The 20,055-nt window shown below is 58.9% G+C and carries 23 protein-coding genes; 12 read left to right on the top strand and 11 right to left on the bottom strand.

Annotated elements, in window-relative coordinates; translation table 11 throughout:
- Position 1: 1 nt before the first annotated feature.
- The 5 genes from AACY52_RS16185 to betC all read right to left on the bottom strand — a co-directional run bounded on the left by AACY52_RS16185 (position 2) and on the right by betC (position 5,734).
- Positions 2–445 carry a type II toxin-antitoxin system death-on-curing family toxin gene (locus AACY52_RS16185; protein ID WP_339436892.1) on the bottom strand — a complete coding sequence of 148 codons (444 nt, stop codon included), beginning with the start codon at positions 443–445 and terminating at the stop codon, positions 2–4.
- A 2-nt stretch (positions 446–447) separates the two neighbouring features.
- Entirely contained in the window at positions 448–1,461 is a 1,014-nt protein-coding gene (locus AACY52_RS16180; protein ID WP_339438449.1) for a DNA-binding protein, read from the bottom strand.
- A gap of 159 nt (positions 1,462–1,620) precedes the next feature.
- Complete coding sequence (locus AACY52_RS16175) at positions 1,621–3,189, bottom strand: SulP family inorganic anion transporter (protein WP_339436890.1); 1,569 nt, start codon at positions 3,187–3,189, stop codon at positions 1,621–1,623.
- Positions 3,190–3,287: 98 nt separating this feature from the next.
- On the bottom strand, positions 3,288–4,202 hold the full coding sequence (gene choX, locus AACY52_RS16170; RefSeq protein ID WP_339419262.1) for a choline ABC transporter substrate-binding protein: 915 nt from the start codon (positions 4,200–4,202) through the stop codon (positions 3,288–3,290).
- Between the two features lie 14 nt (positions 4,203–4,216).
- A complete protein-coding gene (betC, locus tag AACY52_RS16165; protein WP_339506634.1) occupies positions 4,217–5,734 on the bottom strand; it encodes a choline-sulfatase in 1,518 nt (505 codons plus the stop codon).
- Between the two features lie 103 nt (positions 5,735–5,837).
- Here betC and AACY52_RS16160 point away from each other — a divergent pair, with 103 nt between their 5' ends.
- From AACY52_RS16160 to AACY52_RS16135, 6 genes are all read left to right on the top strand, one after another.
- Positions 5,838–6,788, top strand: coding sequence for a LysR family transcriptional regulator (locus AACY52_RS16160; RefSeq protein ID WP_339419258.1), 951 nt, complete (start codon positions 5,838–5,840; stop codon positions 6,786–6,788).
- A gap of 31 nt (positions 6,789–6,819) precedes the next feature.
- Positions 6,820–7,146, top strand: a complete 327-nt coding sequence (locus AACY52_RS16155; protein ID WP_339419256.1) for a DOPA 4,5-dioxygenase family protein — start codon at positions 6,820–6,822, stop codon at positions 7,144–7,146.
- Positions 7,147–7,310: 164 nt separating this feature from the next.
- On the top strand, positions 7,311–8,270 hold the full coding sequence (locus AACY52_RS16150) for a 2-dehydro-3-deoxygalactonokinase (RefSeq protein ID WP_339419254.1): 960 nt from the start codon (positions 7,311–7,313) through the stop codon (positions 8,268–8,270).
- A 1-nt stretch (position 8,271) separates the two neighbouring features.
- Complete coding sequence (locus AACY52_RS16145) at positions 8,272–8,892, top strand: 2-dehydro-3-deoxy-6-phosphogalactonate aldolase (RefSeq protein WP_339506632.1); 621 nt, start codon at positions 8,272–8,274, stop codon at positions 8,890–8,892.
- 48 nt (positions 8,893–8,940) lie between these two features.
- Positions 8,941–10,089: a galactonate dehydratase gene (gene dgoD / locus AACY52_RS16140; RefSeq protein ID WP_339419250.1), complete on the top strand. Its 1,149-nt coding sequence runs from the start codon at positions 8,941–8,943 to the stop codon at positions 10,087–10,089.
- 124 nt (positions 10,090–10,213) lie between these two features.
- Positions 10,214–11,524, top strand: coding sequence for an MFS transporter (locus AACY52_RS16135; RefSeq protein ID WP_339419248.1), 1,311 nt, complete (start codon positions 10,214–10,216; stop codon positions 11,522–11,524).
- A 146-nt stretch (positions 11,525–11,670) separates the two neighbouring features.
- Here AACY52_RS16135 and AACY52_RS16130 read toward each other — a convergent pair whose 3' ends face one another.
- The 3 genes from AACY52_RS16130 to trpB all read right to left on the bottom strand — a co-directional run bounded on the left by AACY52_RS16130 (position 11,671) and on the right by trpB (position 14,283).
- The gene (locus tag AACY52_RS16130) at positions 11,671–12,111 is read right to left on the bottom strand and encodes an anti-virulence regulator CigR family protein (protein WP_339560613.1); all 441 of its coding nucleotides are present in this window, start codon (positions 12,109–12,111) and stop codon (positions 11,671–11,673) included.
- A 136-nt stretch (positions 12,112–12,247) separates the two neighbouring features.
- Complete coding sequence (gene trpA / locus AACY52_RS16125) at positions 12,248–13,057, bottom strand: tryptophan synthase subunit alpha (RefSeq protein WP_339419245.1); 810 nt, start codon at positions 13,055–13,057, stop codon at positions 12,248–12,250.
- Positions 13,057–14,283, bottom strand: coding sequence for a tryptophan synthase subunit beta (gene trpB, locus AACY52_RS16120; RefSeq protein ID WP_339419243.1), 1,227 nt, complete (start codon positions 14,281–14,283; stop codon positions 13,057–13,059). Before trpB ends, trpA begins: the two co-directional genes overlap by 1 nt.
- Positions 14,284–14,394: 111 nt before the next feature.
- Here trpB and AACY52_RS16115 point away from each other — a divergent pair, with 111 nt between their 5' ends.
- Complete coding sequence (locus AACY52_RS16115) at positions 14,395–15,291, top strand: LysR family transcriptional regulator (RefSeq protein WP_339419242.1); 897 nt, start codon at positions 14,395–14,397, stop codon at positions 15,289–15,291.
- Here the strand turns inward: AACY52_RS16115 and AACY52_RS16110 are convergent.
- Complete coding sequence (locus AACY52_RS16110; RefSeq protein WP_032885107.1) at positions 15,288–15,614, bottom strand: YqjD family protein; 327 nt, start codon at positions 15,612–15,614, stop codon at positions 15,288–15,290. The genes AACY52_RS16115 and AACY52_RS16110 overlap by 4 nt on opposite strands.
- 155 nt (positions 15,615–15,769) lie before the next feature.
- Between AACY52_RS16110 and AACY52_RS16105 the strand changes: the two genes are divergently transcribed.
- The gene (locus AACY52_RS16105; protein WP_049710778.1) at positions 15,770–15,985 is read left to right on the top strand and encodes a dodecin; all 216 of its coding nucleotides are present in this window, start codon (positions 15,770–15,772) and stop codon (positions 15,983–15,985) included.
- 113 nt (positions 15,986–16,098) lie between these two features.
- Positions 16,099–16,323 carry a DUF1161 domain-containing protein gene (locus AACY52_RS16100; protein WP_049710777.1) on the top strand — a complete coding sequence of 75 codons (225 nt, stop codon included), beginning with the start codon at positions 16,099–16,101 and terminating at the stop codon, positions 16,321–16,323.
- A gap of 58 nt (positions 16,324–16,381) precedes the next feature.
- On the opposite strand, the gene AACY52_RS16095 is transcribed toward AACY52_RS16100, so the two are convergent.
- The gene (locus tag AACY52_RS16095; protein ID WP_339419239.1) at positions 16,382–17,383 is read right to left on the bottom strand and encodes an LLM class flavin-dependent oxidoreductase; all 1,002 of its coding nucleotides are present in this window, start codon (positions 17,381–17,383) and stop codon (positions 16,382–16,384) included.
- A 217-nt stretch (positions 17,384–17,600) separates the two neighbouring features.
- Between AACY52_RS16095 and AACY52_RS16090 the strand changes: the two genes are divergently transcribed.
- Together AACY52_RS16090 and AACY52_RS16085 are read left to right on the top strand one after the other, a co-directional pair.
- Positions 17,601–18,032 (top strand): OsmC family protein, encoded by a 432-nt coding sequence (locus AACY52_RS16090; RefSeq protein WP_065875609.1) that lies wholly within the window; start codon positions 17,601–17,603, stop codon positions 18,030–18,032.
- Between the two features lie 168 nt (positions 18,033–18,200).
- Positions 18,201–18,440 carry a DUF1161 domain-containing protein gene (locus AACY52_RS16085; protein ID WP_339419237.1) on the top strand — a complete coding sequence of 80 codons (240 nt, stop codon included), beginning with the start codon at positions 18,201–18,203 and terminating at the stop codon, positions 18,438–18,440.
- Here AACY52_RS16085 and AACY52_RS16080 read toward each other — a convergent pair whose 3' ends face one another.
- Positions 18,441–18,863, bottom strand: coding sequence for a hypothetical protein (locus tag AACY52_RS16080; protein WP_339560612.1), 423 nt, complete (start codon positions 18,861–18,863; stop codon positions 18,441–18,443). It abuts the gene before it with no gap.
- A gap of 142 nt (positions 18,864–19,005) precedes the next feature.
- On the opposite strand from AACY52_RS16080, the gene AACY52_RS16075 reads away from it, so the two are divergent.
- On the top strand, positions 19,006–20,049 hold the full coding sequence (locus AACY52_RS16075; RefSeq protein ID WP_339456375.1) for an aminopeptidase: 1,044 nt from the start codon (positions 19,006–19,008) through the stop codon (positions 20,047–20,049).
- Positions 20,050–20,055 lie beyond the last annotated feature (6 nt).

Below are 20,055 nucleotides of genomic sequence, written 5' to 3'. Positions count from 1 at the left end.
TTTATACTTCTCTCGATATAGCTTCAATGAGGAGGATTTTCAGTTCATCGCTGTAATCTTCTTCATATAGCAACGATTCAAGAACTTTTCCCAAAAGAACTTTGTTGATTTTTCCTTCAGCAACCCATACTGCGATGTTTTCCATACTGCGTACAAAATGATGTACGCAATACGCGTAACCATTTAACTCAAGGAAATACGCTCCTAATGCGATGCTACTACGCTTGTTGCCATCAGCAAATGCATGTGATTTATTTACTGCAAAAACTAGGTGCAGGAGCTTCTCTTCAAAGCTTGGATAATAGTCATCGTTCTGAATGTGGTTCAAAAGACTGTCTAATAGACCCAAGTCGTTAGCACCCGCTCTACCCCCAGTATTTTCAATTATCCAATCATGGACGCCTACAGCATGCTCCAAGTCGAAGTATAGAAAATAGCTGCTCATTATTATCTATCTTTTAGGCGCTTAAAAACTTCCAATGTTTTCGGATCAGACAACCGACTTTCCAAGGATTGACTGGTCTCCCCTAAAAATCTTTCAAAATCAGCGATAGGAACGCATTGAACGTAGGATTCTAGTTTTTGGTGCAAGGCGTCACGGAAATGCAAATCCCGACTGGCCATGCGCGTTCGTGCGGCATCAAGTTGAGGTGCTAAGTAAGGATTTCGTTCGACGCCAGCTATCATTTCATCTAGTTCTTTTGGAACTAGCTTTCGTTTCAATGTGCTAGACTTTTCGACCATTTGATTGGCTAAGCCGTTTTCAATGCTCGCTATCGCCTGCAACACTTCTGCATACATTGTTTCTCTTGGGTTGTCCTTTTCTGCAAGATTAAGAATCTTTTTATATTCTTTGGATCTCTCCTTAAACACAACTTGGTATATTCGGTCGGTGTAAATTCCGTACTTTATATTTCCCATTTCAAGGCAGTCGCGTAGCGCGTTGGTGAAAATTTTTCGGTAGCTAAATTCTTGGTATGCTGCTGGTAAATACGCTTCATCTCTTTGATTAATGAAGCGGGTGTGACCTCCAGCTCGTTCAGCTAATACATCCATGACAATATCAAGCATTCTGGTTCGAATGGCTTGGGCTCGATCGCTTTCAGTCAATAGCATTGCTAGGTTCAGGACTGCTCGGAAGCTAAAGATGCCCAGCGCTGGTGCTTTGTTGCCCTCACCAATGAGGGAGACATCCACCAACCCCTTGAAATTCTTGAGTTTTGTCCCTTTTAGGACGGTGTATCCGTTGAGGCGGAGCTCATCATCGTGAGTAGCAAGGTATCGCTCAACGGTGGCATCGCTGATATTGAAAAGCGCGACAATCTGAGCCTTCGTAAAGACGGTTTCGCCAGCGAAGGCCGTCCCACCCAGCGCGAGATATTCCTCTGCCTTCACAAGCGCATATCGATTGTTCAGAACATTTTGGCGATCTATAGCAGAATTGGTTAAATCTTTGCTCATTTTTATTCGCATAGACTAAATAATTTAAGAACTGATATTTTCTCAGAAAAATTTAAACATAAACTCTGCTAAGAATGCACTTGCTCCCACGAAACCACAAGAGCTGTGAGGGTACGCGTGTATGGCGCCATCCATGAACTTAAAGATTTTTTGAAAAAATCACTCTTGAAAGTTAATGGGACATTGGTCGGCCCCTTCCAGTTTTTTCAACTCATCCACCACCTGCGGCCTAGCCCGGCGCAACGTCAAACTTCGCCCCAACCCCTTCAACCTCCGCGCTTCCTGGTGCAGCATCTCCACCCCCGAATAATCGATGAAATTGATTTGCTGCGCCTCAATCACCACCCGCTCGCCCTGCAAACTTTGCAGGCGTACTTGCAGATAATGGCTGGCGCCAAAAAAGATTGAGCCGCCCACCCGCAGCACATCCTCATCCCCGTCTCGCCATTGCTGAACCCGAGGTTGCGACGTGCGTTTGAGATAGAAAAACAGCGATGCCAGCACCCCGGCGTAAATCGCGGTTTGCAGCTCTAGGAGTAAGGTGGCGACGCACGTCAGGCTCATTACCACAAACTCTGCGCGACTGACGCGGAACAACGCGCGAATGCCGCGATGGTCCACCAACCCCCAGCAAATCAGCAGGATGCTCGCGGCCATGCTCGGGATTGGAATGTGCGCGATCAGCGCCGCACCAAACAAGGCGAACAACGCCACCCACAGCGCAGAAAACACGCCGGCCAACGGCGAGCAGGCGCCCGCCTCATAGCTGAGGCCCGAACGGGTAAAGGAGCCGGCCGACAGATAACCAGAGAAAAATCCGCCAACGATATTGGATAGACCTTGCGCACGAACTTCTTGGTTGGCATCAAGCAATTGCTGCGAACGCGCCGACAGCGAGCGGGCAATCGACAGGCTGGTCACCAGCCCCAGCATGCCCACCGCCACGGCGCTGGGCAGCAGGCGCAGGATCATGTCCAAGTCCATCGGCAACGGGCTGAACGGCGGTAGCTTGCCAATAAACGAACTGACCAGCGCCACATGCCCGAACATCGCCGGCCACAACCACGCCACCAGGCTGCCCAAAGCCAGCGCGATCAACAGCGTCGGCCAGCGGGGCACCAGGTACTTGAGCAGTGCGCCCACCAGCAGAGTTCCCAGCCCCAGGGCAAGGGATGCGTGGTCCCATTCGCCGCTGTGGTGGATCAGTGCCAGCAGGCTATTGATCGCCGTGGCCTGGCTCGGTAGATCCAGCCCCAACAGGTTGGGCAATTGCCCCACGGCAATCACCACGGCGGCGCCCAGGGTGAAACCGAGCACCACCGAGTGGGAGACAAAATTCACCAGCGCGCCGAAGCGCAGCATGCCCAGCAGCCACTGGAAAACCCCGGCGAGGAAGGTGAGCAGCAAAATCAGGGTGATGTAGTCCTGGGAGCCCGGCACGGCCAAGGGACTGACGCTGGCATACAGCACAATGGAAATCGCCGCCGTGGGGCCGCAGATCAGGTGCCAGGATGAACCCCAGAGGCACGCGATCAGCACCGGGATGATCGCAGCGTACAGGCCGTATTCGGGGGGCAGACCGGCGATCAGTGCGTAGGCAATCGACTGTGGCAGGGCGAGCACGGCGCCGCTGAGGCCGACCAGTGCGTCCCGACCGACGCTGGCGCGGGTCTGGCGCGGGAGCCAGGCGAGGAAGGGGAAGAGTGTATGGCGGTTGGGCCGGGGCATCGCGAACTCGGTTTAAAGGTTTGGCGCAGAATATCAGTACTGATTAGTTCCCGTGGGAGGGGGACTTGCCCCCTCCCACATTTGGATTGCATCAAGCCTTAGAGTTTGGCTTTAACTGCAGATAGTGCGTCTTTGCCGTCCAGTGTTTTTACACCATCCAGCCATTTGTCCAACACCGCCGGGTTGGCTTTGATCCACGCCTTCGCCGCCTCAGCGTTGCTGACCTTGTTATTGGCCACCTGCGCCATGATTGCGTTCTCCATCTCCTGAGTAAAGCTCAGGTTGGTCAGCAATTTCCCTACATTCGGGCAGGCCTGTGCATAGCCCTTGCGGGTCAGGGTGTACACGCTGCCGGTGTCGCCAAAGTATTTCTCGCCTCCTTTGAGGTAGTGCATTTTCAACTGCACGTTCATCGGGTGCGGGGTCCAGCCAAGGAAGGTGACGAATTTCTGCTTCTTAACAGCCCGTGATACTTCGGCGAGCATCGCCTGTTCGCTGGACTCCACCAGCTTCCACTGGCCGAGATCAAAGTCGTTTTTCTTGATGATTTCCTGCAGCGAGATATTCGCCGGCGCACCGGAGCCGATGCCATAAATTTTCATGCCGAACTTGTCGGCAAACTTGTTCAAGTCGGCGAAGTCATGCACCCCGGCGTCCCATACGTAGTCGGGCACGGCGAGGGTGAACTCGGTGCCGTCGAGGTTTTTCCCCAGTTGCACCACATCGCCGTTGGCCACGAACTTGTCGTAAAAGCCTTGCTGCGCCGGCATCCAGTTACCCAGGAACACATCCACCTGGCCGTCCTTGAGCCCGCCGAAGATGATCGGGACCGCGAGGGTGTCGACCTTGGCCTTGTAGCCCATGCCGGTCAGTAAAAAACCGGTGATGGCATTGGTGGCCGCAATATCGCTCCAGCCTGGATCGGCCATCTTTATCGTTTCGCAGCTGGCGTCCGCGTACACATTGGCACTACTCAACACCAACATACCCAGCACTACAGTCAACTTTTGCATGGCCTTCCCTCAGTCTATTTATTGGTTTTGGCAGGTTGTGGATAACGTGCCTTGCGCTCCAGGTCGTCGAGGTCGATGTGGTTGCGCATGTACTGCTGACTGGCGTCCACCCATGGCTGGTGATCCCAGCTCTTCAGCTTGCCTTGGGTCAGTGCTTCAAACACCAGACGGCGGCGGCGTTGGCTGGCGAGCACCTGTTGGTGGATCGCCGGGACGTCCCATTTGGCCCGCGCCTCGTCAAGGAAGGCTGCAAACAGCGCCCGATGCTGCGGCGACTGGCTGAGTTCTTCCTGTTCCCGAGGGTCGTTGTGTACATCGAACAGTAGACAAGGGTCGTCTTCGCTGTAGAGGAATTTGTACGCGCCACGGCGAATCATCATCAGCGGGCTGATGGTGCCTTCAGCCATGTATTCGCCGAACACCTCGTCGTGCCCCCCCTGCCCTTGCAAGTGTGGGACCAGCGAACGGCCGTCCAGCGGCAGGCGCGGGTCCAGCTCGCCGCCGGCCAGTTCCACCAGGGTCGGCAACAGGTCGGCGGTGGACACGGCTTTGGACACGCGGCCTGCCGCGAATTGCCCCGGCGCACTCACCAGCAGTGGCACGCGGGCGGCCATTTCGAACCAGTGCATTTTGTACCAGAGGCCACGCTCGCCGAGCATGTCGCCGTGGTCGCCGGAGAAGATGATGATCGTGTCGTCGGCCAGGCCGGTGTCTTCCAGGGTTTGCAGGAGCTTGCCGACATTGCTGTCGATGTAGCTGCACGCGCCGAAGTAGGCACGGCGCGCATCACGAATCTTATCCACAGGCAGCGGCTTGTCCCACAGGTCGTAGACCTTGAGCAGCCGCTGGGAATGCGGGTCGAGATCACCTTGCGCGGGTGTTGCAGGCAACGGGATGTCGGCGTCGTCGTACAGGTCCCAGAATGGCTTGGGAATCGTGTACGGATCGTGTGGGTGAGTCATCGACACGGTCAGGCAGAACGGCTGGTCGCCGTCCTCGCGGATGTGGTCGAACAGGTACTGCTGCGCCTTGAACACCACTTCTTCGTCGAAATCCAGCTGGTTGGTGCGCACGCACGGGCCGGCTTGCAGCACCGAGGACATGTTGTGATACCAAGTGGGTCGTACGTCCGGCTCATCCCAGTTCACCGCCCAGCCGTAGTCGGCGGGGTAAATGTCGCTGGTCAGGCGTTCTTCATAACCGTGCAGTTGATCTGGTCCGCAGAAGTGCATCTTGCCCGACAACGCGGTGCGGTAGCCGAGGCGCCGAAGATAGTGGGCATAGGTCGGCACATCGGCGGGGAAATCGGCGGCGTTGTCGTAGGCGCCTATCTTGCTCGGCAACTGGCCGCTGACCAGGGTGAAACGCGACGGTGCACACAGCGGGCTGTTGCAGTACGCCGCGTCGAACACCACGCCCTGCGTAGCGAGGCGGCTTAGATTAGGCAGCTTGATAGGCGAAGAACCGTAGAACGGAAGCAACGGCGCGGCCATTTGATCGGCCATGATAAAAAGAATGTTCTTGCGCTTCATGGGTTCTCGGCATTCCATAGGCGATGTTTATGCGAATGAGCATGCAGCCCATGCAAACTGGGGTAAAGCCCATGAAAAGCAATGTCTAGGATAAGCACAGCTTATGTATGAAGCCCTCGGTGACGTGTCCCTCGATTTGCTGCGCGCCTTCGAAGCCGCAGCGCGCCACCGCAGCTTCACCGCCGCCGCGATGGAGCTGGGCACCACCCAACCGGCCATCAGCCAGCAGATCAAGCGCCTGGAAGAGCAACTGGCGAACCGCTTGTTTGATCGAATCTACCGTGGCATTGAGCTGACCGACGCCGGCGCCCTGCTGTTCGAGCATGTGCAAGGTGGCTTGCAGGCCATCAACCAAGGTCTGAGCGCAATCGCCCAACAGGATCAACATGAAGTGCTGCAAGTCGCGACGGACTTTGCGTTTGCCGCCTACTGGTTGATGCCGCGCCTGCACCGCTTTCACCACGCCAATCCCCAGGTAGACGTAAGCCTGGTGACCAGCGAACGCAACCACGCCACCCTGCGCAGCGATATCGATGTGGCGGTGCTGTTTGGCGATGGCCGTTTCAAGCAGGGCGACAGCCTGTGGCTGTTCAACGAAGAAGTGTTCCCGGTGTGCAGCCCGCAATGGCTGAAGAACCAGGCGTCACCGCTGACTGTACAAAATTTGCACGATGTTCCTCTGCTGCACCTGCGTCAGGAAAACAACAGCCAGTGGTTCGACTGGAGCGGTGTGTTTCGCGAGCTGGGTATCACCACTGCACCCACACCCGGCCAACTGCGCTTCGATAATTACACCCTGCTTATCCAGGCCGCGATTGCCGGCCAGGGCGTAGCCATCGGCTGGCGCCACCTGGTGGATAACTTGCTGGAGCAGGGCTGGTTGTGCCGGCCGGTGAGCGGTACGGTGATCTCACGTTTCGGCTATTACGTGGTGCAGCCACAGCGCAAACGCCGGAGGCAATTGGTCGAGCGGTTTGTCGACTGGCTGGTGGCCGAGCAGGCCAGCAGCGCGCAGTCGCTGACCGGGCTGGCCCTGCCGTCCATTGCGGTCTAGGATTTTGCGCACATTGGATCCGGAGTCGGTCATGCAACGTATCAAGGGCTATCACGCCCATATCTACTTTGACGCCAGCACCATTGAGCAGGCGCGCACCTTGTGCGAAGACGCCGCCAAACTCTTCCCGCTGCGCATGGGCCGTGTACACGAACGGCCCGTGGGCCCTCACCCGGACTGGAGCTGCCAGCTGGCGTTCGACGCCGAATACATTGGCGTGGTGTTGCCGTGGTTGGTGATCCATCGCAATGGGCTGGTGGTGTTCCTGCACCCCAATACCGGCGATGAGCTGAAGGATCACACCGACTACGCGGTGTGGATGGGGGCGGTGCGCGAGCTGGATCTGTCTGTTTTGTAACCTCTTTCTAATCCGCAACCCCCTGCTGCCTTAAAGGGGTGTGGGATTTTGCGCGCTCAACTCCCAGTATGTGGGACTGATATTTATATATTGAGATATTACTGGTCATAGGTTTATATTCGCCCATCTGCTTTTTTCAGCACCCACTCATTTCAGGTGAAGCGATGCAGGCGCAATTGATCGCGCTCGATTGGGGAACCAGTTCCCTTCGTGCTTATAAACTCGGCCCCGCAGGCGTAGTGCTGGAACAGCGCTCGCTGGCGTGGGGCATCATGCATTTGCCCAGCGAACCCCGCGACATCGCCGGCGTGCGCTGCAGCGATGGCTTCGAGTTGGCGTTCGACGCGGCATGCGGGGATTGGCTCGAAGCGCACCCCGACCTCCCGGTGATCGCCTGCGGTATGGTCGGCAGCGCCCAGGGTTGGAGCGAAGCGGCTTATCGCAATACGCCCGTCGACGTCGCCCGCTTGGGCCAGGCGCTGCATAAGGTGCGCAGCCAGCGCGGGGTTGATGTGCATATCGTGCCCGGTGTGATCGAGCAAAGCGGTTTGCCCAACGTGATGCGCGGCGAAGAAACCCAAGTATTGGGCGTGCTGCAAGGGTTGGGCGCCGATGTATTGATCGGCCTGCCCGGCAGCCATTCCAAGTGGGTCGAGGTGGTCGATGGCTGCATCACTCACTTCGATACCTTCATGACCGGTGAGCTGTTTGCAGTGCTGAGCAAGCACAGCATCCTTGGCCGTACCCAGCAACCGTCCGAAATATTCCAGGCCGAAGCGTTTGACCGAGGCGTGCAAGTGGCGCTCTCCAAAGACGGCCAGCGCGGCGTGCTGTCGACCTTGTTCAGCGCGCGCACCCTTGGGCTCACCGCCCAACTCGCCCCAGACGAACAGCCCGATTACCTCTCGGGTTTGCTCATCGGCCATGAACTCGCCGGCTTGCCCGGCAAAGCCAAACACACGCCGATCATTCTGGTCGGTGCAGCGCCGCTCTGTGCCCGCTATCAACGCGCCCTCGCCCTCTGCGGCTTCGCCCACGTCAGCCTGGCGCAGGAAGCCAGCGAACGCGGCCTGTGGCAACTGGCAGTGGCGGCGGGGCTCACTCAACCTGTATCGGAGGCCTGACATGCTCAAGCAAGCACTCGCGCAAAACGGTTTGATCGCCATCCTGCGCGGCATCCGCCCGGACGAAGCCAAGGCCGTTGGCCAGGTGCTGTACGAGGCCGGGTTTCGGGTGATCGAAGTCCCGCTGAATTCGCCCGACCCTTACACCAGCATTCGTATTCTGCGCGACAGCCTGCCCGCCGATTGCCTGATCGGTGCCGGTACGGTGTTGCTGCCTGAGCAGGTCGAGCAGGTGAAAGCCGCTGGTGGCCAGGTGATCGTGATGCCTCACAGCGATGCCAAGGTGTTGCGTGCCGCGAAAACGGCGGGGCTGTTCCTGTCGCCGGGTGTGGCGACGCCGACCGAAGCCTTCGCCGCATTGGCCGAAGGCGCCGACGTATTGAAGCTGTTCCCGGCCGAGCAAATGGGCCCGGCGGTGATCAAGGCGTGGCTGGCGGTATTGCCGGCAGGCACCTTGCTGCTGCCGGTGGGTGGCATCACCCCGGACAACATGCAGGTGTTCATCGACGCCGGCGCTAAAGGCTTCGGGCTGGGTTCCGGGTTGTTCAAACCGGGTATGACAGTGGATCAGGTAGCGAGCCGCGCCCAGGCTTATGTCGTCGCCTGGAAAGCCCTGAGCTGACTATAAGTTCCGCGCCCACAGGCGCTGCATCTATAAGAGAGATAACAGATGAAAATCACCAAACTGACGACCTTTATCGTCCCGCCGCGCTGGTGCTTCCTCAAGGTCGAGACCGACCAAGGTGTGACCGGCTGGGGTGAGCCCGTGGTAGAGGGCCGCGCCCACACCGTGGCGGCTGCCGTCGAAGAACTGTCCGACTACCTGATCGGCAAAGACCCACGCAACATCGAAGACATCTGGACCGTGCTCTATCGCGGTGGCTTCTACCGCGGCGGCGCCGTGCACATGAGCGCCCTCGCCGGTATCGACCAGGCGTTGTGGGACATCAAGGGCAAGGCTCTTGGCGTGTCGGTCAGCGACTTGCTCGGTGGTCAGGTGCGCGACAAGATCCGCGTGTACTCGTGGATCGGAGGCGACCGCCCGGCCGACACCGCTCGTGCTGCCCAGGAAGCCGTGTCCCGTGGCTTCACTGCGGTGAAAATGAACGGCACCGAGGAGTTGCAGTTCGTCGACAGCTTCGAAAAAGTCGACTTGGCGTTGGCCAACGTCGCCGCCGTGCGTGATGCCGTCGGCCCGAACGTCGGCATTGGCGTCGACTTCCATGGCCGGGTGCACAAGCCCATGGCCAAGGTGCTGATGAAAGAACTGGACCCGTACAAACTGATGTTTATCGAAGAGCCGGTGCTCAGCGAAAACTACGAAGCCCTCAAGGAACTGGCGCCACTGACCAGCACCCCGATTGCCCTGGGCGAGCGCCTGTTCTCGCGCTGGGACTTCAAGCGCGTGCTCAGCGAAGGCTACGTCGACATCATCCAGCCGGACGCCTCCCACGCCGGCGGCATCACCGAAACCCGCAAGATCGCGAACATGGCCGAAGCCTACGACGTGGCCCTGGCCCTGCACTGCCCGCTGGGCCCGATTGCCTTGGCGGCTTGCCTGCAGCTGGACGCGGTTTGCTACAACGCGTTTATCCAGGAGCAAAGCCTGGGCATTCACTACAACGAGAGCAACGACTTGCTCGACTATGTGAAGGACCCGCGTGTATTCGATTACGACAAAGGCTTCGTGAAAATCCCTAACGGACCGGGCCTGGGTATCGAGATCAACGAGGAATACGTGATCGAACGCGCGGCCATCGGCCATCGCTGGCGCAACCCGATCTGGCGCCATGCCGACGGCAGCTTCGCCGAGTGGTGAGTCCTGGCTGAAGGCGCGCGGTCAGAAATGTGGGAGCCGGCTTGCTCGCGCCCACATTTCTGATCCGGTTTCTTCAGTCAGCGCCATTCCAGACCTCAATAAACATAAGAAGAGGCACCCCCTCATGCACCCTGCATCCTCCACCGGGCAGGCGTCTTTAGTCACGCCTACCAGAAAGCGTTTTTTCATCATGGTGCTGCTGTTCATCACCGTGGTGATCAACTACCTCGACCGCAGCAACCTGTCGATCGCCGCCCCGGCGCTGACCAGTGAACTGGGGATCGACCCGGTGCACGTCGGCCTGATCTTCTCGGCCTTCGGCTGGACCTACGCCGCCATGCAAATCCCCGGTGGCTGGCTGGTCGACCGCGTGCCTCCGCGCATCCTCTACACCGCTGCGCTGCTGTTGTGGTCCATCGCCACTGTGATGCTCGGCTTCGCCGCCAGCTTTATCGCGTTGTTCGTGCTGCGCATGGCGGTGGGCGCGCTGGAAGCGCCGGCCTACCCGATCAACAGCCGCGTGGTCACCACTTGGTTTCCCGAGCGCGAGCGCGCCACGGCGATTGGCGTCTACACCTCGGGCCAGTTTGTCGGGCTGGCGTTTCTCACGCCGGTACTGGCTTGGCTGCAGCACGCATTTGGTTGGCACATGGTGTTTGTCGCGACCGGTGGCGTGGGCATTGTGTGGGCGCTGATCTGGTACGCGGTGTACCGCGAGCCCAAGGATTTCAAAGGCGCGAACGCTGCGGAAATCGAGCTGATCCGTGAAGGCGGCGGGCTGGTGGACATGCAGGAAAAAACCGTCAAGGCGCCGTTCAGTTGGGTCGACCTGGGCATCGTGTTGAGCAAGCGCAAACTCTGGGGGATCTACCTGGGGCAGTTCTGCCTCAACTCCACGCTGTGGTTCTTCCTGACCTGGTTCCCGACCTATTTGGTGAAGTATCGCGGCATGGACTTCATCAAGTCCGGCCTGCTGGCGTCCTTGCCATTTCTGGCGGCGTTTGTTGGTGTGCTGTGTTCCGGGATCTTTTCCGACTGGCTGATTCGCCGAGGTGCGTCGGTGGGCTTCGCACGCAAGTTGCCGATCATCAGCGGGCTGTTGATTTCCACGGCGATCATCGGCGCCAACTACGTGGACTCGACCGCGTGGGTAATTGCGTTCCTGGCCGTGGCGTTCTTTGGTAATGGCCTGGCGTCGATCACCTGGTCGCTGGTCTCGACTCTCGCGCCTGCACGGTTGCTAGGTTTGACCGGTGGGGTGTTCAACTTCATCGGCAACCTGTCGGCGATTGCTACGCCGATCGTGATTGGCTTTCTGGCCAGCGGTGATTCGTTCGCGCCGGCGATTACCTATGTTGCGGTGCTGGCGTTGCTTGGGGCGCTGTCCTACATCTTGCTGGTCGGCAAGGTCGAGCGGATCGAATTGAATGAGTAGCGCATAGTGAGCGGGCTTGACCCGCGCTGGGATGTGCAGCAGCCCAAAACCACACACCATATTCTGTCAGGCAGAAAGCGGTGTCTTCATTGGGGCGGCTTCGCCATCCATCGCGGGTCAAGCCCGCTCAAAGCTATTACTCGGCGTTAGTTGAGCACACCATCCAAAATCTCGTAGACGACGCCCGTACCCACGGCGATCAGCACCACATCCGGCCCCGAACGGCGCCATTCATAGCCCGGGTACACCGGCAGGCGTGCCAGGGCACGACCGTCGAGGCGTTCACCGTAGTAACCACGCGGCAATGGCTGGCCACGTACCAGGCGCACGTTCGGCGGAGGCGGTGCGCCACGGGAGAACTGGCCGTGATTGTCGTGGATGATCTTCCGCACCGGGCCGAAGTCCTTGGGTGGGCCGCCGCGACGGTTGTCCTGAGGGCCGCGATGCTCGTCGCCACGTTGTTCGTGCTGGCCTTGTGGGCCGCCACGGTCAGGGCCGCCTTGTTCATATGGCGCGGCTTGCACCAGGGCGCTGGCGCCGAGCACTAGCACGCCAAGGCCTGCAATCACGGATTTGGGCATTTTCATCGGGTATTCCTCAGGGCACACACACAAAAAAGGGATCTCGAACGAGGTTCGAGATCCCTTGGTCTTGCTGTTTAGGCTGTGTCCGAGCGGGTTGATTCCTCTGTATCAGGAACTTTACCTACTGGTTACGGGGCCTTTACTTACGGGCGTTACGTACGCCTTCCGACAGCGCCGCGCAGAGGGTCAACACACCGTCAATGGCTTGTTGGTCATTGCTGGCATTGGCGATGTGATCGATCAGCGCCGAACCCACCACCACACCGTCCGCCAACCGCGCGATATCCGCTGCTTGTTCCGGTGTACGAATACCGAAACCAATGCTGATCGGCAGGTCGGTATGCCGACGCAGGCGGGTCACGGCTTCTTCGACGTGCTCCAGGGTAGCGGCGCCGGCACCGGTCACACCAGCCACCGACACGTAGTACACAAAGCCGGAGCTGCCGTTGAGGACGGTCGGCAGGCGCACGTCATCGGTGGTCGGCGTGGTCAGGCGGATAAAGTCGATACCGGCGGCCTGGGCCGGGTCGCACAGTTCGCCGTTATGCTCAGGCGGCATGTCGACCACGATCACGCCATCCACGCCGGCTTCCTTGGCGTCGGCGATGAACTGCGGTACGCCGTATTTGTGGATCGGGTTGAAGTAGCCCATCAATACCAGCGGCGTGTCGTTGTTGTCCTTGCGGAACTCGCGGACCATTTGCAGGGTTTTCGCCAGGTTCTGCTTGGCTTCCAGCGCACGGATGTTAGCCAGCTGGATCGCCGGGCCGTCGGCCATCGGGTCGGTGAAAGGCATGCCCAGCTCGATCACGTCGGCGCCAGCGGTGGGCAAGCCCTTGAGGATCGCCAGCGAGGTGTCATAACCGGGGTCGCCGGCGGTGACGAAGGTCACCAGGGCGGCACGGTTTTGTTCTTTCAGCTGCGCAAAGCGGGTTTGCAGGCGGCTCATTAGTGTTTCTCCTGCTGGGACTGTTCCATGTGGTGCATCACGGTCTGCATGTCTTTGTCGCCACGGCCGGACAAGTTCACCACCATCAGGTGATCTTTCGGCAGGGTCGGTGCGCGTTTGAATACTTCGGCCAGGGCGTGGGCAGTTTCCAGAGCGGGAATAATCCCTTCCAGGCGGCAGCATTTGTGAAACGCTTCCAGGGCTTCGTGGTCGGTCACCGACGTGTACTGGGCGCGGCCGATGTCATGCAACCAGGCGTGTTCCGGGCCGATGCCGGGGTAGTCGAGGCCGGCGGAAATCGAGTGGGCGTCGATGATCTGGCCGTCGTCGTCCTGCAGCAGGAAGGTACGGTTGCCGTGCAGCACACCCGGTACGCCGCCGTTGAGGCTGGCGGCATGCTTGCCGGTTTCGATGCCATAGCCTGCCGCTTCAACGCCGATGATTTCGACGCTGGTGTCATTCAGGAACGGGTGGAACAGGCCCATGGCGTTCGAGCCACCGCCGATACACGCCACCAGGCTGTCCGGCAGGCGACCTTCCTGGGCTTGCATCTGGTCACGGGTTTCCTTGCCGATCACTGCCTGGAAGTCGCGCACCATTGCAGGGTACGGGTGCGGGCCAGCCACGGTGCCGATCAGGTAGAAGGTGTCATCAACGTTGGTCACCCAGTCGCGCAGGGCTTCGTTCATCGCGTCTTTGAGCGTGCCGGTGCCGGACACTACCGGGATCACTTTGGCGCCCAACAGTTTCATGCGGAACACGTTGGCCTGTTGGCGCTCGATGTCGGTGGTGCCCATGTAGATCACGCAGTCGAGGCCGAAGCGCGCAGCCACGGTGGCGGTGGCCACACCGTGCATGCCGGCGCCGGTCTCGGCGATGATGCGTTTTTTGCCCATGCGCCGCGCCAGCAGGATCTGGCCGATGCAGTTGTTGATCTTGTGCGCGCCGGTGTGGTTTAGCTCTTCGCGCTTGAGGTAAATCTTGGCGCCGCCGCAGAACTCGGTCAGCCGCTCGGCGAAATACAGCGGGCTTGGTCGACCGACGTAGTCGCGCTGGAAGTAGGCCAATTCCTCGTTGAAAGCCGGATCAATCTTGGCCGCTTCGTATTCACGGGCCAGCTCGAGGATCAACGGCATCAGGGTTTCAGCGACGTAGCGGCCGCCGAACGCGCCAAACAGGCCGTTGGCGTCAGGGCCGTTGCGTAGATCGGTCTGGGACTGAGTCATGGGGCGCTCCAGGAAAAGAATCGGTGTGAGAAACAATGAGGGCCACTCTACCCCTGACGGCCTATGCTGAAAACCGATAAGATCGCCGTAACCTGTCAGGAAAACTCACAGATGAGCCGAGACCTTCCACCCCTCAATGCCCTTCGCGCGTTTGAAGCCACCGCGCGGTTGAACAGCGTCAGCCAAGCGGCCGAGCAATTGCACGTGACCCACGGCGCCGTCAGTCGGCAGTTGAAGGTGTTGGAGGAGCACCTCGGTGTCAGCTTGTTCGTCAAGGATGGGCGCGGCCTTAAACTCACAGATTCCGGCGTGCGGCTTCGGGATGCGAGTGCTGAGGCGTTTGAGCGATTACGGGATGTATGCGCTGAACTGACCCAAAGCAGCGCCGATGCGCCGTTCGTGCTGGGTTGCTCCGGCAGCCTGCTGGCGCGTTGGTTGATCCCGCGCCTGGGTCGCTTGAATGCGGACCTGCCGGATTTGCGCCTGCACCTGTCGGCAGGTGACGGTGATCTTGATCCTCGCCGCCCGGGCCTGGACGCCCTGCTGGTGTTTGCCGAACCGCCTTGGCCGGCGGATATGCAGGTGTATGAACTGGCCAGCGAACGCATCGGCCCGGTGATGAGCCCGCGTTTTGCTGGCTACGAGCGTTTGCGCGAGGCGCCCGCCGCTGCGTTGTGCGATGAGGCGTTACTGCACACCACATCGCGCCCGCAAGCTTGGCCCAGTTGGGCGCAGCAACACGGCATCAAGCCGGACGCGTTGAAACACGGCCAGGGTTTTGAGCATTTGTATTATTTACTGGAGGCGGCGGTGGCCGGGCTGGGTGTGGCGATTGCGCCGCAACCGCTGGTAGCAGAGGACTTGCGGGCGGGCCGCCTAGTGGCGCCGTGGGGGTTCAGCGAAACCCCGGCGCACCTGGCGTTGTGGCTACCCAAGCGCGCCGCAGACGGGCGCGCCGGGCAACTGGCGCAGTGGCTCAAGGCTGAGCTGTTGCGCCAGCCTATTTAGTCACCACGTTTGCACAGCAGATAGGCCGCCAGCAGACCCAATGCGCCTACAGCAACGCCGGCTGTAGTCCATGGGTGCTCTTGCGCGTAATCACGGGTAGCAACACTGGTTTCGCGAATTTTGACTTTGCTTTCTTCGTAGGCATCGCTGATCAGATGACGGGAATGCTTGAGGGCATTCTCGGCATTGCTTTTCAGGGCCTTCAACGTTTTGCGCGACTCGTCGGACGCATCGTCCTTGAGGCTCTCAAGGGACTTGAGCAGGCTCGAAATCTCGGCTTCCATGCTTTCCAGCGATGCTTTGCGTAAAGAAGTGTTGGCCATGTGGACATCTCCTGAAGTGATTGAGTGGCGTGTGTAGATACCGACTGCGGCCTATTCAAAAAGTGCAGTAAATCTGAACTTTCGAGGACGAATCGTCGACAGAAGCAGTAGGAACATTGACTGCTACGCTCACTAGAGACCTCAGGAGAAACGCCATGTCTGATCATCACACCTACAAGAAAGTCGAATTGGTGGGTTCGTCCACCACCAGTATCGAAGACGCCATCAACAATGCGGTGGCTGAAGCCAACAAGAGCATCAAGCACCTGGAATGGTTTGAGGTGACTGAAACCCGCGGCCATATCGAGAATGGCAAGGTCGCGCACTATCAGGTCACGCTCAAGGTAGGGTTCCGAATTGCCAGCAGTTGATCCTGTGAGTTGAACTTGCTGACTGGCCGATTGCCATAACCTGCGCTACAACGTTGGGGTGCCGAGGCGACAGCGTCGGCACGTTCTATTCGATCAGCGTAAGGAAGTAACGGATGAAGAAGTTTCTGTTAGCAGTCGGTCTGTTGAGCATTGCAGGTACAGCCCTGGCGGCGGGCAAGCCATGCGAAGAGCTGAAAAGCGAAATCGCAGCGAAAATCGACGCCAAGGGCGCTTCAGGTTATTCCCTCGAAGTGGTGGATAAAGGCGCTTCTACCGACGCTCAAGTGGTCGGTAGCTGCGAAGGCGGCACCAAGGAAATCGTCTACAAGCGCGGTTAATCTCGTGCTCCAGACATAAAAAACCGACGCGGGTGCGTCGGTTTTTTTCGCCTCGGTTTTAGCCTTTCATTACTTGCGCGAGCAGCTCGTAGGAATGAATCCGGTCAGCATGTTCGTACAGGTCGCTGGTGAAAATCAGCTCATCGGCGCCGGTTTGCTCGATCAACACCTCCAGCTTGGCGCGGATCTTCGCCGGGCCGCCGACCATCGCCAGGCCCAGGAAGCTGCCGACCGCGTCTTTCTCGTGAGGGAGCCACAGGCCATCCATGGTGCTCACCGGTGGGCGCTGCACCAGGCTCTGGCCGCGCATCAGTGCAAGGATGCGTTGGTACACCGAAGTGGCCAGGTAGTCGGCCTGCTCATCAGTGTCTGCGGCGACCAGCGGAATGCCGAGCATCACGTAGGGTTTGTCCAGCACGGCTGAAGGCTTGAAGTGGTTGCGGTAGACGCGAATCGCTTCATGCATCAAGCGCGGTGCGAAATGCGAGGCGAATGCGTAGGGCAAACCGCGTTCGCCTGCCAATTGTGCGCTGAACAGGCTGGAACCGAGCAGCCAGACCGGCACATTGGTACCGCTGCCGGGCACCGCAATAACCCGTTGGTCAGGTGTGCGTGGACCCAAGTACGCCATCAGTTCGGCCACATCATCGGGGAAGTCATCTGCGCTGCCGGAGCGTTCACGGCGCAGCGCGCGGGCGGTCATCTGGTCGGAGCCGGGCGCGCGGCCCAGGCCCAGGTCGATACGCCCGGGGTAGAGGCTTTCCAGGGTGCCGAACTGTTCGGCAATCACCAATGGCGCGTGGTTGGGCAGCATGACGCCGCCGGAGCCGACGCGAATGGTCGAGGTGCCGCCGGCCAGGTAACCGAGCAATACCGAGGTGGCAGAGCTGGCGATGCCGTCCATGTTGTGGTGTTCGGCCACCCAGAAACGGTTATAGCCAAACTTCTCCACATGCTGGGCCAGGTCCAGGGAATTACGCAGCGCCTGCGCCGGGCTGCCGTTGGCGCGCACGGGCACGAGGTCAAGGGTCGAGAATTTTACGTCGGACAGCGATTTCATAAGCCTGCTTCTCCAATGGGGGCGCAGGCTTCTTAGACGAACCAAAACCTGCCGCTTCATGTGCATGGTCTATGCAATGAGGGCATATACCCGAGATTCAATAGCGGAATGGAAATTTCCTACTAAATTGCTAGGTTTCTCCGACAAGATGAACTTTGCCACGCCAACTATCCTCAGAACCCTTACTGAAGCAAAACCACCGTTCGAGGAGACCGCTATGAGTATTGTTAAAAAAGCATCCGCGCATTGGGAAGGTGACCTGAAGACTGGCCTGGGTTCCATTTCTACGGAGACCGGCGTATTGCGTGAAGCGCCCTACGGCTTCAAGGCCCGTTTCGAAGGCGGCAAAGGCACCAACCCTGAAGAGTTGATTGGCGCGGCCCACGCTGGCTGTTTCTCCATGGCGTTTTCCATGATTCTCGGCGACGCTGGGCTCAAGGCTGACAGCATCGACACCCAGGCTGACGTCACTCTGGATCAGGTCGAGGGTGGTTTTGCGATCACCGCCGTGCACTTGACCCTCAAGGCCAAGATCCCTGGCGCGAGCCAGGCGCAGTTCGATGAGCTGAGCAAGAAGGCCAAGGAAGGATGCCCGGTGTCCAAGGTGTTGAATGCAACCATCACCCTGGATGGCACGCTGGTTAACTGACACAGCAGATCCAATGTGGGAGCTGGCTTGTCGAATCGTCGATCCGACAAGTCAGCTCCCACACTTAGTTATGCGTTAAATCAGAACTCGTGTTTCACAAATGTGGTCCTATAGCCATTGCAGCCTTAGCCACACACTCGTGCGCAATGCATTCAGGGAGCTTCACACATGAAACGTTTTGCCTTGGCGATCTTCTGCGGTGTATTGGCCACATCGGCTGTGGCCGCTCCGAAAGATTGTGAAGAGCTCAGGAAAGAGATCGAGGTAAAGATCCAGGCCAAGGCTATTCCCTCCTACACTCTGGAAATCATTACCGCCGAAGAAGCCAAGAATCACGACAGGGCGATGCTTGTCGGTTCGTGCGAAAACGGCACCAAGCGTATCCTCTACCAGAAGAACAACGACTGATCAGATGCAGTTGACGCTACGTTCTTGCGCGAGCAACTGACGCGCCGAGTCATACAGCCGGATATTAGGTGTGAAGGCCAGCGAGCGCCCTTCCAGCACATAGCGCTGGCCAGCCTGGAATTGGTCGTATTGCAGGGTCATGAAGCAGGTGCGATACATCATCGAGCTGAGTCCGCCCAGACCACCGCCTGCCGGCACTTCAAAATCGAAGCGCACCATTAATTCGTGACTGCCGGGCGGCATTTGGAAGTAACGCCCATCATTGAGGTTCTTACCGTCCAAACGCTGTGCCATCACCAGCCTGGATCCCGGCGTCGGCGTAGTGAAATCGACCCAGGCCTGTTGCGGGTCTGCCGGTGGCACAGGGGTTGTGGTGCAGGCACTGAGGAATAGGGCGGCGACGGGAAGCAAGAGCTGACGCATGGCAGGCACTCAACGGGATGAGAGAATTAAGCCTGGCGCCGACGGCCACAGACTCCCTATGAGTATAAACACGTCATGCCATGGAAAAATTCCGCGCAGGCGCGATAGTCTGGCGAGCAAATTTCCCAGGAGCGGTCGGGGCATGGTCAGGCGTTTTCTTCCAGGGCTGATGGTGGTGCTGCTCAGCGGCTGCTCGAGCTTGAGCTATTACAGCCAATTGGCGAGTGGCCAGTGGCAATTGCTGCGGGCCCGGGAGCCGGTGGCGCAGGTCATCGCCGACCCTTCCCGCCCACCGCTGCTGCGCGAGCACTTGGCGCAATCGCAAAAAGCGCGAACGTTCGCCAGTGAGCATCTGCACCTGCCTGACAACCAGAGTTACAGGCTGTACGCCGATATCGGCCGGCCTTATGTGGTCTGGAATGTCTTCGCCACGCAAGAATTTTCCCTTTCACCTGAAACCCATTGCTTCCCTATCGCCGGTTGCGTGGCCTATCGCGGTTACTACAACCAGGGCGCGGCGCGGGGCGAGGCGGCGTTGTTGAGGCAGCGTGGCATGGATGTGTCGATTGGCGGCGTCGAGGCTTACTCCACATTGGGTTGGTTTAATGACCCGATCATGAATTCGATGTTGAGCTGGGGGGATGAACGCCTGGCCACGCTGATTTTTCATGAGCTGGCGCACCAGCGCTTCTATGTGAAGGACGACACCGAGTTCAATGAATCATTTGCCAACTTCGTTGAGCAGGAAGGCACTCGCCAGTGGCGAGCCGTGCGAGGTTTGGCACCGCTCAGCAGTGCAATACTGCAGCAGCGCGACCAATTTATCCGCCTGATTCTCGATACCCGTAAACGCCTGGAAGCGCTCTACGCCAAGCCCTTGGCGGCCGCCGTGATGCGCCAGGCCAAGGCCGCGCAGTTCGAGCGCTTGCGCAGTGATTACCGACAATTGCGCGATAGCCAGTGGGGCGGTGATAAGCGGTATGACGCCTGGATCAACCAGCCGATGAACAATGCGCGGCTGTTGCCGTTTGGGTTGTATGACAGGTGGGTACCGGCGTTTGCGGCGTTGTTTGCGCAGGAGGGTGGGGATTGGGTGAGGTTTTATGCGGCGGTGGAGAAGATGGGCGAGTTGTCGGTGGAGCAGCGTAGAGCGGCGTTGAAACAGTTGGAAGGTGTTGGGCTTTAGGGCCTC

This window comes from Pseudomonas sp. EA_65y_Pfl1_P113, assembly GCF_963970525.1.
Lineage (GTDB): Bacteria > Pseudomonadota > Gammaproteobacteria > Pseudomonadales > Pseudomonadaceae > Aquipseudomonas > Aquipseudomonas tritici.
The sequence above is the reverse complement of the archived record's forward strand: the minus strand, read 5'-3'. Positions and strand labels throughout refer to the sequence as shown.

Excerpts from the sequence above, each read along its gene's own strand:
- AACY52_RS16185 (WP_339436892.1), bottom strand. The coding sequence starts at position 445 with ATGAGCAGCTATTTTCTATACTTCGACTTGGAGCATGCTGTAGGCGTC.
- AACY52_RS16180 (WP_339438449.1), bottom strand. The coding sequence starts at position 1,461 with ATGAGCAAAGATTTAACCAATTCTGCTATAGATCGCCAAAATGTTCTG.
- AACY52_RS16175 (WP_339436890.1), bottom strand. The coding sequence starts at position 3,189 with ATGCCCCGGCCCAACCGCCATACACTCTTCCCCTTCCTCGCCTGGCTC.
- choX (WP_339419262.1), bottom strand. The coding sequence starts at position 4,202 with ATGCAAAAGTTGACTGTAGTGCTGGGTATGTTGGTGTTGAGTAGTGCC.
- betC (WP_339506634.1), bottom strand. The coding sequence starts at position 5,734 with ATGAAGCGCAAGAACATTCTTTTTATCATGGCCGATCAAATGGCCGCG.
- AACY52_RS16160 (WP_339419258.1), top strand. The coding sequence starts at position 5,838 with ATGTATGAAGCCCTCGGTGACGTGTCCCTCGATTTGCTGCGCGCCTTC.
- AACY52_RS16155 (WP_339419256.1), top strand. The coding sequence starts at position 6,820 with ATGCAACGTATCAAGGGCTATCACGCCCATATCTACTTTGACGCCAGC.
- AACY52_RS16150 (WP_339419254.1), top strand. The coding sequence starts at position 7,311 with ATGCAGGCGCAATTGATCGCGCTCGATTGGGGAACCAGTTCCCTTCGT.
- AACY52_RS16145 (WP_339506632.1), top strand. The coding sequence starts at position 8,272 with ATGCTCAAGCAAGCACTCGCGCAAAACGGTTTGATCGCCATCCTGCGC.
- dgoD (WP_339419250.1), top strand. The coding sequence starts at position 8,941 with ATGAAAATCACCAAACTGACGACCTTTATCGTCCCGCCGCGCTGGTGC.
- AACY52_RS16135 (WP_339419248.1), top strand. The coding sequence starts at position 10,214 with ATGCACCCTGCATCCTCCACCGGGCAGGCGTCTTTAGTCACGCCTACC.
- AACY52_RS16130 (WP_339560613.1), bottom strand. The coding sequence starts at position 12,111 with ATGAAAATGCCCAAATCCGTGATTGCAGGCCTTGGCGTGCTAGTGCTC.
- trpA (WP_339419245.1), bottom strand. The coding sequence starts at position 13,057 with ATGAGCCGCCTGCAAACCCGCTTTGCGCAGCTGAAAGAACAAAACCGT.
- trpB (WP_339419243.1), bottom strand. The coding sequence starts at position 14,283 with ATGACTCAGTCCCAGACCGATCTACGCAACGGCCCTGACGCCAACGGC.
- AACY52_RS16115 (WP_339419242.1), top strand. The coding sequence starts at position 14,395 with ATGAGCCGAGACCTTCCACCCCTCAATGCCCTTCGCGCGTTTGAAGCC.
- AACY52_RS16110 (WP_032885107.1), bottom strand. The coding sequence starts at position 15,614 with ATGGCCAACACTTCTTTACGCAAAGCATCGCTGGAAAGCATGGAAGCC.
- AACY52_RS16105 (WP_049710778.1), top strand. The coding sequence starts at position 15,770 with ATGTCTGATCATCACACCTACAAGAAAGTCGAATTGGTGGGTTCGTCC.
- AACY52_RS16100 (WP_049710777.1), top strand. The coding sequence starts at position 16,099 with ATGAAGAAGTTTCTGTTAGCAGTCGGTCTGTTGAGCATTGCAGGTACA.
- AACY52_RS16095 (WP_339419239.1), bottom strand. The coding sequence starts at position 17,383 with ATGAAATCGCTGTCCGACGTAAAATTCTCGACCCTTGACCTCGTGCCC.
- AACY52_RS16090 (WP_065875609.1), top strand. The coding sequence starts at position 17,601 with ATGAGTATTGTTAAAAAAGCATCCGCGCATTGGGAAGGTGACCTGAAG.
- AACY52_RS16085 (WP_339419237.1), top strand. The coding sequence starts at position 18,201 with ATGAAACGTTTTGCCTTGGCGATCTTCTGCGGTGTATTGGCCACATCG.
- AACY52_RS16080 (WP_339560612.1), bottom strand. The coding sequence starts at position 18,863 with ATGCGTCAGCTCTTGCTTCCCGTCGCCGCCCTATTCCTCAGTGCCTGC.
- AACY52_RS16075 (WP_339456375.1), top strand. The coding sequence starts at position 19,006 with ATGGTCAGGCGTTTTCTTCCAGGGCTGATGGTGGTGCTGCTCAGCGGC.